Genomic DNA, 12,430 nt, shown 5'->3' on the forward strand with positions numbered 1-12,430 from the left:
TCACGTTTATCAATAGTTTCCTTTTCTTCAGAGTCCCTCTTTTTCATCTTATTAGTTTGTCTGATTCAAATAGGAACTAATCGCTAAACTTTCTGCTTCTGATATTTGGTCTTTAAATGTTTGAACATGAAACATCCATCCATATTCTACTTGATCCTTTTTATTTGGTTCACCGAACAACCACGTATGTACAACCAAATGGTCTGTATTTTTTAGTGCAGGTCCAAGTACATTAATCTCTAGTTTATGACACGCAAAGCAATTTTGATCAAATAATTCTTTTCCTCTTTGCATGTCTTCAGGTAGATTAGGGACTCCGCAAAAGCCACTTTCATTTATCACTACAGGTGTTCTCTGCTGTTCCCCAAAATAAAAAAGTCCGCCAAATAAAATCAAAGCCATAATCAGGATGCCAGAAACACCCCAAACAAATTGTACAATATACTTCCGATTCGTCTTCATATACAGCTATTGCGTCCCACTAAGATACGTTAAACTTTTTGTTTTTAATCCGAAATAGGTTGTTGTTTAGGTATCTGATACGGATATCGTTCATAAATAGCATTGGCTTCATTAATTGAAAAACCCTGTTGGTTATAGGTAAAAAACAAATCTGAAGTTGCTTTGATTTTTTCCTCTGATTCTTTCATTTTCCATTGACTCAATCCCTTATAATAATAAGCATCTGAAAATTCTTTGTAGTTAACTACAGCTTGTTCAAAATAAGCGATAGCTTCTGTAAAGCGCTCTTGTTCATAACAAACAATACCCAAATAGAAGAGTTCCAAGTGATGTACATCAGGGAATACTTCTTTCTGCTTGGCTACCGCTCGTTTAAAATAGGTCTCGGCTTTATCAAATTCATTCAGTTGTAAATACGATAAGCCAATGTAAAAGGTATAGGTGTGATCCATTTCATAGCGATCGCCCCAATTGGCCATACAAGTTTCGAAATCAGCAATGGCATCGCGATAGTTTTTTGAAAATACACATTTGATAAAAGCGCGGTAGCCCAAATAACGCTCTGGGTCATACTGTACGGCTTTATCTATATATTCCACTCCCACTTCATATTTTCTACTTTTAAAATAAGGCATGGCTTTCTGCTGCCACAAATAGGCAATGGTCGAATCTTGAGCGAGCCCTTCATCCAAAGCGTCTTGCCATTCTTTCAGATTAAAGCTATAGTTATAGCGGTGGGCTTTATTCGTCGCATAAGTCTCAATAATGCTGTCTTGCTTGGCCTTTTGCTCTGGAGTAAGCGGAGGTTGTTTCAAGTCTTGCTGTCCTTGAATCTGTTGACAACTGATGAAAAGCAATAAAATCAATGGGAGGTATTTCATGTTTTTATTAAATGTAAGGGTAATATCGAATGAAAAACTTATATCAATCTTCGTTACTTATTTTTTCTTTACTGATCCAGATGTGATATAATCATACAACTCCTCAATTACTGGTTGCTCTAACTGAAAATTAAAATGAACAACTGGTAATTCTGAATCTGACATATAACTTTGTTTTACGGAACCTTCAATTATTCTTACATCTCCCATATAATAAAAATCTGTTCCTTCACCGTCTTCCTTCTTTACAAATAATAGAATTCTCTTAGAATCTAGAATCTTTTTTATTTCAATACTTTCTAATTTCAGTCTAGATCTTGATTCCCATGCAAAAACTGAAGGATTAATAAAATGATCATTATACTTAATTGTTTCCTCAATATCATTTGATTTATGATACGTTACAAAACAAGGAGTAATTTCATTTACTGTTCTATAGCCATATAAAGTACTACTGATATCTTTAGTCCAATTAAGAATACGACAAACATCTTTTCGACTATACTTATTGTACAAAATTAGTCCATCTCTAAAATTCTCTCTTTTATAATTTTCTTTAAAGACTTGTATCGAATAGTTAATAGAATCTAATAGAAAATCTTTAAAACATACATCGTTCAACATCTCCTTAAACATATTGCTAAATCTAAATGATCCATTATGCTTCAATAAGATATTACAAGGAGTTGGAATGATTAATGAACTTTTAGGTCTAAGATAAAACTCAAAATTAATATTTCGAATACATGATTCTATAGTTTCATTTGATACTAAGTATTGAAATTCTTTTTGAATTAATTCTTTAAATGTTGTTATTTCTATTTCACCCTGTTCAATTATTTTTAGTAGCAGAAAGCTTTCCTCAACTCTTTTTGCATTATTAATTTCTTTTGAAAACAAAGCGAGTAAATCAGATTTAGCCTTATCTAATACATTATCAAAACTATCATCAACCTTAAAAACAAAATCATAATATGACCTTTTAGAATAAATGACAAACTGATAAGGATCTCGAGATTCATATTTTAGAAAATCGACCATCCAAGGTATTCTTCCCAATCTAAATTTTAATAATTGATAATCTTTCTTTAAATCAGCTAACGTAGTCATATTTACCGTAGCAATCGATTCATAAATTTTTTCTTTTGTTATCTCATCAAAATTAATTGTAGAGGCTCCTGGCAACTGTTTACTACCTTCAGAAATAAGTTTTCTCAAGGTATCCTTATTAAAAGAAGTATCCCCATATAATGCAATAGGAATTAAATAATTATTTTTATAATTCCCTATGAAATCAACGATAGTTAGAAATTCTTTATTTTCTGCTTTCCTCAACCCACGACCTAATTGCTGTACAAAAACAATTGCAGACTCAGTAGGTCTAATCATCAGTATTTGATTTATCTTGGGTATATCTATTCCTTCATTAAAAATATCTACAGTAAAAATATAATCTAATTTTTCAATACTGTCCTCAGATTCCAATCTAGCAATAGCTTGCACGCGTTCTAACTCAGTACTTTTACCTGATAATGCAAGGGTTTTAAATCCATTTTCATTAAATCTTAATGATAAAAATGCGGCTTCAACATTACTTGAACAAAACACTAAACCTCTAATGATACCACTGTCACTTCCAAAACGTTTAGCGTTAAATATAATTTTATTTACTCTTTCACTATCCGATAACAAATTAAAATCTCTAGTATCTTCTCTATACTTATCATCGACTAACAAATCAGAAATTCCATAGTAATGAAAATCACTCAACATCTTTTCTTGCATTGCTGTATGTAGCCTTATCTCGTAAGCAATATTATGATCAAAAAGACCAAAAATATCAAACCCATCAGTACGTTCAGGCGTTGCAGTCATTCCTAATAAAAACTTAGGGCTAAAATAATCCAATAGTCGTAAATATGAATCTCCTCCTGAACGATGAGATTCATCAATTATAATGTAATCAAAATGCGTCTTTTTAAACTTCAACAGATTTTCCTCTTTACATATTGTCTGGATTGTTGAAAAAATAAAATCTGCATCTAAAGCACGTTGATCACCAGAAAAAAGTCCATACGTTCTAGTATCACCTAATAATGTTCTAAATGTATTCAGAGCATCATTTGCAATATTTAAACGATGTACTACAAATAGCATCTTTTTAGGGTTAAAATTTTTCACATCAAATGCAGATAGATATGTTTTTCCTGTCCCAGTGGCGGAAATTATCAATCCTTTATTTTTGTTTGCTAACCTTAATTTATTCAAATTTTCTAAAGCAGCCTGTTGCATTTTATTCGGCTTAATAACTACTTCACTTTTAGCCTCATTTATCTCTAATCGATTAATAACTCTTTGTTTAATATATAGTTCCTCATAAGAAGCAATATATTTCTCTGTTACCACTAAAGCCTCTTCAAAATTACGATGAAACTCATCCAAAACATCATTTACAATACCACTCGCATGTAAACCCGATATTTTAAGATTCCATTCCTTATTTACAGTTAGGGCATTAGCTGTTAAATTACTACTACCTATAATAATAGTATGATGATCTTCTTTTCGGAAAATATACCCTTTTGTATGTGTATTATTCTCCGTAGAAATTTTAAGTTCTATATTTCTAAAAGCTTTTAGCTTTTTAAGTGCCTCAGGTTGAGTGAAATTTAAATATTGAGATACTAAGACTTTCCCCTTTATATTTCTTTTTTCTAATGCAATAAGCGTATTAAATAATACAGCAATACCACTTGTTGTAACAAAGGCAACAGAAATAAAAAATTCTTTACAAGTATCTAATTCTTGTAATAATGTAGATAATACTTTTTTCTTTAGGAATCTCTTTATTCGTTAAAAGCCTAGGAATATTCGTAGAATTAGACACGATATTTTTATCCAAAAACCCTTTATGAATCCCTTCAATAAAATCAAGGCGTAGATTTTCATTCATCTTGCATCATTTTATACACAATAGGTAAATCCGCAGCAGCCCAATCTAATTCTAAGAAATCTTCTTTCTTTAACCATACATATGAAATATGTTCTTTTAAAGTGATTTTTCTATTAGGCATTTTACATACAAAACTATGCATTGTCAATTCAAAATCTGGATACTGATGGACTACGGTAAGATAAAGCTCATTGATTTCAGGATTTATATCTAGTTCTTCTTGTAATTCTCTTTTTAAAGCTTCTTGATGAGTTTCTCCTGCTTCAATTTTCCCCCCAGGAAATTCAAACTTTTTTGAAATATACTCTAACTTGTTTTCAGCTCTTTGTGCACAAAGTATTTCATCATTATGCATTAATATAGCTGCAACCACTTCTACTTTTTTCATACTATTTAACTTATCTCTTTTGATTACTTAATTCAGAAGACTACGCATAAAATTAAGTAATCGAAAAATATTATGACCTTTCTTTCAGATATTAATTTGAATTCTATAAATCAAATTTAGGCATATTTAATTAACATACCATTTTATCCTCACTAATAAAAACATCATACTCTTCTTTCTAACATAGAAAAATATTGGATTAATTCGTTTTATCATTAGTAATCGACTTACATCTTTCTCTTTTTCCTTATTCTCCTCCCTCCTTCTCCTATACTTCCTTCGACTTTCCTTGGACATTCCTAGGAGAATACTAGGCAAAACACCCTTTTTGTCGAAGGATACTCCAAGGAATGTCCTCCCATACTCCAAGAAAGCCTAACGATGTTACTTTGATGAGGTTGTCTTCTTTCTCATCTGGATACACTTCTACTTTAAAATTACAACTATTTTCATTTTAAACCCAAGTTAACCATCTACAAATAAACCTGTTATTTTTTTTCATCCCCTTTGATACATGAACTTTTTTTATCGTGCTTCTCCCTATCTTGTCAAGCTAAAAAAACAAGCTATGGCAGAATTAAAAGAAGGAATATTAGGCGGAGTATCTGGAAAAATTGGCAATCTTGTAGGCGTGAAATGGAGAGGAAGGGATTTATTACGCATAAAATCGAATCGTCTCCCTCGCAAAGCTTCTCCCCTTCAGCAACTCCAACAAGATAAGCTTCGCTTGGTTTCTAGTTTTGTCAGTAAAATTCGTGAGGTGGTCAACCTTTACTATCCTGAAGCGATCGTAAACAACAAAAAAATAACGGGTAGAGAACAGTTGATTTCCCTGTTGATGAAACAGGGGCTTGAGGTCATTGATCAAGTTCCTCATCTTGTTATTGAACGGGTGTTATTAGCCATCGGAACACTACCCGCGGCAACGGTTGAGGTTTTTCAACAACAAGATAACAATAGCTTACTCATAACTTGGGACACCGCATTGGGTGAATATACTCGCCCATAATGAAGATGAGCTAACCCTTGTTCTCTATGATGATGTGTGTGATGCAAGTACTATTTATCTTAACATCGGCAAGCGTCAAGAGGGACAATGTCAAATTCAGCTCCCTAGTACTTGGGAAAATAAACGCATTCACCTTTGGAGTATTTGGGTATCTACAGCGAACAAAAGAAACAGTTCCAGTCAATATCGTTTGCTAATGCGGGAAGCATAAGTTGTTTCACTTATAGGGAAATTTTGTTTTTTAAGGCTTGCTGAATCCTCCAACTCCCCAACAAAAACAAACCACAACCGCCCAGCACCCACCAAAGGCTATACCCTGCTGTTGCATATAGGGATTCTTTGGTGGTATACGTACTCCAGCCCGCTTCTCGATCTTCAAAAATTCCCCAATCGATCCAAAACCACAAGAGAGCAACGAGTAAACCGTGGAGGATAAATTGGATTAATTGTTGATGAATACGCTGTATCAGAAGTAGCAAAAGCAGATACAGTATACTAGTAATACCAACGGCCCAGAACACATCCGTATAAAAGTCAAAGGAAAGGTTGCTCGATGGTTGTTCCTTGAATGGAGCCATCGCTAGAATCGCTTGGAGATACCCCAACAGTACAAAGGGCATCCAATGTAAAAAGTAGGTAGTCCAGCGTGTTTTTTTTACCGTTTGATTCTTCATCTTTACTTGAAACAAATTATCTTTAATTTTATTTTAATTGTAAACGAATGTACGATAAAACCTTTGATATCATCCGCTTTGAAGCGGCTAAACAACAATACTTTCCTGTTTTTTTAGGTCGCCAAAACTGGATGAAAGAACGAGATGTTCCTCATACTGAAATCACTATTCCGCTCGGGCATTCGCGTTATGGAGGCCCCGTTATTGATTTACCTCCAGGGATAGATCATCCCGAAGGATTGCGTTTTGCAGGACAATTGGACTTGACACAATTTGCTCCTTATGACAAAACAGGGCTTCTTCCAAAAACAGGACAACTCCTCTTCTTTGTCAATATTATGACAGAGGAAGGAAAAGTAATCTATGCAGATATTCCAAATGAAACGTTGATTCGCACCATTGTAGAGCATGAGGACAACTTTTTCTATGGTGTTTTAATTGATCGCATTTATACTGATACAGATCAATGGAGTGATCGTTACTATCTACCGGAAGAAGATTATGAGGAAGATGACGCCGATGAAGATGGGTATTATTGGGATTATTTTGGCGGTACGCTTCGTTCAAAAATCTTTGGACTATTTACCCATTGCCAGTTGGGCAAAGAAGAAATTGAAGAAGTGATGGAATCCGATAAAATCGTACTCTTTCAAGTGGGAGAAAATGAATTCAATGATGACGGTGTGTTTTCTGTTTTAATTCCCAAAGCCGATTTACAACAATTGAATTTTGATCATTGCGAGTTTTATTGGGCACAATCGTAGTTTATTCCTTTTTTTATGAAGTTGTGAAGGGTCTACTGGCGTAACAAGTAGATTTTTTTAATCTGTATGCCTTAACTTTACAGCACAACCAACCAATGCTATTAAAAAAGAAAAACGATTAACCTATTGTCAAAGTACTGAATGTAATCCTTTCTATTTCAAAGTAACATACTACTAGAGATTGATTACACGTATTACTTTAACCTCACAAAAAATAAAACAATGCCTTATATACAAACTCCACAATTAACCCTTTGCTACCAAGATTTTGGATCTCCAAAAGATCCTTGTGTGCTCTTAATTGGTGGTTTAGGAACCTCGATGACCCGATGGACCGTTCCTTTTTGTCAGCAACTTGCTCAACGTGGGTTTTACGTGATTCGATATGATCATCGTGATACGGGTTGTTCTACTTTTACCACTCCAGCGATTACGAATCCTGGTGAACTCATGGCTGCTTTACAAAAGGGAAAAATGGAACCTCCTTTTTATTCGCTGTATGATTTAGCGCAAGATGCGATTCAACTCCTCGACCAGTTGCACATTGAAAAGGCACACATCATGGGACGCTCTATGGGTGGAATTGTCGCACAAATTTTAGGAAGTCAACATAAAGAACGCGTGTTGTCTTTGGTGATTATCATGTCAACATCGCTTAACCCAACTTTACCACAAACGGAGGCAACAGTGATGCAACAAATGATGAGCCCACTGCCTTCTTATTCTACTGCTAAAGCGGATCATCTCGCAGCAAGACTGGCGTTTATTCAACGTATTTCAAGTACGGATGTATCCTTCAACGCAGAAGAAGAAAAGGAATTAATTGAAGAGGATTACAATCGAAATCCAACATCCAACCAAACTTTACTGCATGTAGCAGCTGTTGGTTTTACCCCGTATAATCCTGCTATTACAGCGGGTATTCAATGCCCCGTATTAGTGATGCATGGAACAATTGACCCTATTTTTCCTCCGCCACATGGTTTGGATTTACACGCGGCTATCCCTCATTCAAAATTGATGTTGATTGAAAATATGGGGCACGATTTACACGCTGATCGATATGCACTCCTGTTGGATGCTTTTAGCCAAAATCAGGGATAATAAAGTTTCTTATTTCTTTTATCTTTATCACAAACAAAAACAACTGCTATGAATCTTACGGAAGAACAGCGTATCGCAATCAAAGAAGCTAATATTGCGCGTATTGCAAAAAAGAACTACCGCTACATTGATTGGTTACCTATTTTAGAAAACCCCAATTTGCGCAGCCAAGACGAATTAATTGGTCGCATGTCAGTGATGAATGCCTTGATTAATATTTCATTTGAAGCTCCGGTAGAAATAATTAAACAATGGATCGAAGATCAACAGTTATCGCATCATTTATCTACGTGGGAAAAAGAAATTTTGACCAAAACACAGGAGGATTTAGATCAATATGAGATTAATACCCTTCGTTGGTATTTGGAAGCGTTATGGGCTTTGATGTGGGCAACGAAAATGATTCCTCATCTGGATGAAACCCAATGGAATGAAGAATCAATGGCCTCAATGTTACCTAATTTAGAAGAAGGAGAAGACAATCATCGATTACAAGAAGTAACGACGATGCACACCACTGAAGATATTTATTCGATGCTCGATTTCTACTATCGCTTACATTGGTATTGTGTGGATGAACGCCTAAAAGGACAAGAAGCAGTCATCAATGAAGGTCTTGTTTATGAACGTCGTCGTGCTTTAGAATGGTTAATAAACAAAGAGACGGATTGGGATGAAATCGAAATGGGAACATAATAAGTTGACGGTTTACAGTTAGCTACAAACCGTAAACTGTAAACCGCAAACCATTAACCAACTCAATCTTCTCTACTTCCATCATCAGCCATACGGACAATTTTAGGTGTAAACATGGCAACCACATCTACTAAATCACCTTGAGCGGCCATCACTTGATGAATATCCTTATACGCCATCGGTGCTTCATCTTTTCCTGCTCCGATAAGTTCTACACCATGATCGGATAAAACGGCTTTAATATCGCTTGATTTTAGCGTTTTAATCGCTTGTGTTCGACTCATTTGTCGTCCTGCTCCATGTGATGCTGAGTTTAAAGCCTCTTCTTCTCCTTTTCCGCGAACTAAAAATCCGGGTGCAGTCATCGATCCTGGAATAATTCCCATCACACCTTTACTCGCAGGTGTAGCTCCTTTACGGTGTACAATCACCTCTTTTCCTTGGTACATTTCTTTCCACGCAAAATTATGGTGGTTTTCAACTTTAGCTAATACTTCAGCCCCAATGGCTTGGGTTAATTTAGCGTGAATCACCTCATGACAAGCCGATGCATAATCTCCTGCGAGATTCATCAAAGCCCAATATTCTTGTCCGGCTTCAGAGTTCATATCCAAATAAGCCAAGTTCTTTGCTTCATACGGCAATTTGCATTGTTCCTTGGCAATCTGTGTATAACGTCCTGCAATCGTTGCTCCCATTCCTCGAGATCCTGAGTGTGTTAACAGCGCTAAATAGGTTCCTTTTTCGATATTCAACACCTCATCACGTTCCATGAACTCCATCAATCCCCATTCAACAAAGTGATTTCCTCCACCAGAAGATCCCAACTGTTCCCATGCTTTATCTTGTAAGTTCTTAATGAAGGGATTCAAATTGAATTCCCCACGATCCAGAATATCATGTTCCGCCTTGTATTGTCCGTGGAATCCATGTCCTGCACCAAACTTCGTGTGTTTCACCAATTGTTCTTTTAATAAGGCTTCCATTCCGTAGAATTCAATTCCCTTGATATCAAAAATAGACAACGCCATTCGACATCCAATATCAACGCCCACACCATAAGGGATAACGGCATTTTCTGTTGCTAATACCCCTCCAATAGGCAATCCATATCCTTGGTGCGCATCGGGCATCAACGCTCCAGCAACTGCCACAGGTAATTTCACTGCTGTTTCCATTTGTCGAATAGCCCCTTCTTCAATATAATCTGATCCATAGACACTATATCCAACAGCCTCTTCTCTTAACGGGATTACCTCTTCCTCTACGTGTTGTCCAACCCCTTCGATAATGGCAGTAGCTAGCTTTCCAAACACGTTGTGATTGATATAATCCTCAGCCTGAGTTAAAACCATTTTGTAATGGGCCAACATCTCCACTTTTGTTAATCCTGTTCGCTTTTTATTTATTTTTAATGCAATACCCAACAAAGCTGTTTCTGGATATCCTAATGCGATTAAATCGTTTCCGTTTATTTGTGTATTTTGTTTCATTTTTTTGTTTTTTTTGGTTATGGGTGGTGGGTTATGGGCTATGGGTGGTGAGTGGTTATGAGTTATGAGATTATGAGATTATGAGTGTAAACCATTAACAGTTCCTCCTTAACTCTTAACCCTTAACTCTTAACCATAAAGCTCTTCTCTTAGCTCAACAACTATTCTCTCTGCTAGTGCTACACTAGGTTTACTCAACAAAGTTGAATCCGCGTAATACTGTTCTATTTCCTCGTTTAACTGAGTCACTTTATCCAATAGCTCGTCATAACTGTAATGTCCTGCTTTAATCTTGAGTAGTTCCTCTCGGTATGGTGTAAAGATTTGTAGTGTATTATTCTTCAATATATCACGTGCAGTAAGCATTAATCGAATCGTATGCATCATGTTCTTACTGTCATATCCACCTCCGTGATTTACTGTCGTTTGATAGCGTGTTTCATTTCGCTTCTCCATCCAATCCCAGTATTCTTTATACTGTTTGCAATAACTGGAGTATTCATCCATTTTACACAACAAATACGCTTGTATTTGCTCATCTTTAGGAATACTACTCAGGCATACTTGATTAGATTCATCCAAACGCACAATCCCCTTATAGCCTTTATCACCTTGCTCATCGTAAAACAAGGCATATAGATCTTTCATGTGATTGACTTTGACCAATCCGCATTGTGCTTGATGTTTATTATTCACTTGCAACCATTTTCTTAGCTCTACAGTTTTCTCTCCATCGAGAACATAACAAAAAATCCAAAAGCTCTTTGCGTTGTTTATCCATAGGATGAAAAACTTTTTTATTCAATCCTTTGGCTTTTTTTACCTGACTCATAGCATAACCTGCAAAGGCTTCTTTAGTCAATTTAGATAAAAAATCCTCTAATCGAATCTTATCGAATATGGGATGCTTAAATAATACAAATTCCTCCGGAGTAGCTAAAAGTTCTAATATATTTGGATTATTCTTACGCAGCAATTCGATAAACCGGCCTAGCTCATAATATACAATATCATTCGTTTCATTGCTAATTTGAGGGATATAGTTCAATCCATAAAATTGTTCTTTCGGCAGATAGAATACTCCGCGGATATCTGTATCCGAATCTTTTGTAGCCAAACCATAGGCTCGACTTCCGCTTATACACTCAAAAAGCACCAATTCTTGGGCTTTCATTTCATCAATTGTCATTTTATAATCTCCTTTCTAAAAAACAGATTCACTTGTTCTACATCGAAATGTCCTTTACTTTTTGTTACTGTTGATCGAGATAGTTTCTCATATAAATCATACACATAAGTTTTCAATGTAGAATCCCAAACATACCAATCTTGTTCTGTTCCACTTTCTTTTATTCTGATCAACCTAAGAATATATTCTTTTAGTTCCTTGTCCTCAACTAGGACGAGTAAAGGTTGAAATTCCATGGGAGCAATGCGATTCATTTGAACATTCCAGTGGGCTGACAATAAAGCTCTCAAGATATAGAATAAGGTTTTATACTTTATTTGTTCCCCTGTTATACTACTCATCTTCTTCTTTGCTAATCCCAAATAGTGATGTGCATGCGTTTGTTGGCAATAATACAATTGACATAATTCCCATAATTCTTTTTGGAAACCTTCCTTTTCTTTATACACAATAGGTGATTGTATCCATTCAAAGATTGTTGTATTTGACTTAAACAATAATCCCAGTACCTTCTTGATATCCCAAGCATTAAAATCCCAAGTTTCATCAATAGGCAGGTTTAAAAAATCTTGTACATCTACAACACTTAAATACGTTTTGTGTTCTCTTTTGTAAATTAAGCGAACATCGTAATCGCTATCTAATGAAGCAAATCCCCAAGCTCTACTTCCTGATTCACAGGCATACAATACTTGTATTGCATAAGTAACTTCTATTTCTTTTATCTTTTGTACTATTATCTTTTTCATTTTTTTTATGAATTATGGGTGGTGGGTGGTTATGAGTTGTGATTGGTTATGTTATGGGTTATGGGGTA

General features: G+C 35.4%; 12 protein-coding genes and 2 pseudogenes. 5 read left to right on the plus strand and 9 right to left on the minus strand.

Features of this window, described 5'->3' with window-relative positions; genetic code table 11:
* Positions 1 to 51: 51 nt before the first annotated feature.
* The 5 genes and pseudogenes from M2306_RS11265 to M2306_RS11285 all read right to left on the minus strand — a co-directional run bounded on the left by M2306_RS11265 (position 52) and on the right by M2306_RS11285 (position 4,684).
* A complete protein-coding gene (locus M2306_RS11265) occupies positions 52 to 462 on the minus strand; it encodes a cytochrome c (protein WP_115092555.1) in 411 nt (136 codons plus the stop codon).
* A gap of 44 nt (positions 463 to 506) precedes the next feature.
* Positions 507 to 1,343 (minus strand): tetratricopeptide repeat protein, encoded by an 837-nt coding sequence (locus tag M2306_RS11270; RefSeq protein ID WP_259187817.1) that lies wholly within the window; start codon positions 1,341 to 1,343, stop codon positions 507 to 509.
* A gap of 57 nt (positions 1,344 to 1,400) precedes the next feature.
* Positions 1,401 to 3,785, minus strand: coding sequence for a DUF3427 domain-containing protein (locus tag M2306_RS11275; protein ID WP_498882860.1), 2,385 nt, complete (start codon positions 3,783 to 3,785; stop codon positions 1,401 to 1,403).
* Between the two features lie 42 nt (positions 3,786 to 3,827).
* A pseudogene (locus tag M2306_RS11280) lies at positions 3,828 to 4,193 on the minus strand (phospholipase D-like domain-containing protein); the annotation flags it as partial.
* Between the two features lie 95 nt (positions 4,194 to 4,288).
* The gene (locus M2306_RS11285; RefSeq protein WP_115092552.1) at positions 4,289 to 4,684 is read right to left on the minus strand and encodes a (deoxy)nucleoside triphosphate pyrophosphohydrolase; all 396 of its coding nucleotides are present in this window, start codon (positions 4,682 to 4,684) and stop codon (positions 4,289 to 4,291) included.
* A gap of 568 nt (positions 4,685 to 5,252) precedes the next feature.
* Here M2306_RS11285 and M2306_RS11290 point away from each other — a divergent pair.
* Positions 5,253 to 5,693 (plus strand): DUF6266 family protein, encoded by a 441-nt coding sequence (locus M2306_RS11290; protein WP_498882861.1) that lies wholly within the window; start codon positions 5,253 to 5,255, stop codon positions 5,691 to 5,693.
* The gene (locus tag M2306_RS11295) at positions 5,674 to 5,904 is read left to right on the plus strand and encodes a hypothetical protein (RefSeq protein ID WP_498882862.1); all 231 of its coding nucleotides are present in this window, start codon (positions 5,674 to 5,676) and stop codon (positions 5,902 to 5,904) included. Before M2306_RS11290 ends, M2306_RS11295 begins: the two co-directional genes overlap by 20 nt.
* A 10-nt stretch (positions 5,905 to 5,914) precedes the next feature.
* Here M2306_RS11295 and M2306_RS11300 read toward each other — a convergent pair whose 3' ends face one another.
* Positions 5,915 to 6,382 carry a hypothetical protein gene (locus tag M2306_RS11300; protein ID WP_236594066.1) on the minus strand — a complete coding sequence of 156 codons (468 nt, stop codon included), beginning with the start codon at positions 6,380 to 6,382 and terminating at the stop codon, positions 5,915 to 5,917.
* 32 nt (positions 6,383 to 6,414) lie between these two features.
* On the opposite strand from M2306_RS11300, the gene M2306_RS11305 reads away from it, so the two are divergent.
* The 3 genes from M2306_RS11305 (at position 6,415) to M2306_RS11315 (ending at position 8,931) form a co-directional block, all read left to right on the plus strand.
* Entirely contained in the window at positions 6,415 to 7,131 is a 717-nt protein-coding gene (locus M2306_RS11305; protein WP_115092550.1) for a DUF1963 domain-containing protein, read from the plus strand.
* Positions 7,132 to 7,353: 222 nt separating this feature from the next.
* Entirely contained in the window at positions 7,354 to 8,235 is an 882-nt protein-coding gene (locus M2306_RS11310; protein ID WP_115092549.1) for an alpha/beta fold hydrolase, read from the plus strand.
* A 48-nt stretch (positions 8,236 to 8,283) separates the two neighbouring features.
* Positions 8,284 to 8,931, plus strand: coding sequence for a DUF4272 domain-containing protein (locus tag M2306_RS11315; protein WP_115092548.1), 648 nt, complete (start codon positions 8,284 to 8,286; stop codon positions 8,929 to 8,931).
* A 62-nt stretch (positions 8,932 to 8,993) separates the two neighbouring features.
* Here M2306_RS11315 and M2306_RS11320 read toward each other — a convergent pair whose 3' ends face one another.
* From M2306_RS11320 to M2306_RS11330, 3 genes and pseudogenes are all read right to left on the minus strand, one after another.
* Positions 8,994 to 10,424: an RtcB family protein gene (locus M2306_RS11320; RefSeq protein WP_115092547.1), complete on the minus strand. Its 1,431-nt coding sequence runs from the start codon at positions 10,422 to 10,424 to the stop codon at positions 8,994 to 8,996.
* A gap of 129 nt (positions 10,425 to 10,553) precedes the next feature.
* Positions 10,554 to 11,613, minus strand: a pseudogene (locus tag M2306_RS11325) (nucleotidyltransferase domain-containing protein).
* Positions 11,610 to 12,362, minus strand: coding sequence for a nucleotidyltransferase domain-containing protein (locus M2306_RS11330; protein WP_115092545.1), 753 nt, complete (start codon positions 12,360 to 12,362; stop codon positions 11,610 to 11,612). Before M2306_RS11330 ends, M2306_RS11325 begins: the two are co-directional and overlap by 4 nt.
* Between the last annotated feature and the right edge of the window lie 68 nt (positions 12,363 to 12,430).

The organism is Myroides gitamensis, from assembly GCF_029894455.1.
Taxonomy (GTDB): domain Bacteria; phylum Bacteroidota; class Bacteroidia; order Flavobacteriales; family Flavobacteriaceae; genus Flavobacterium; species Flavobacterium odoratum.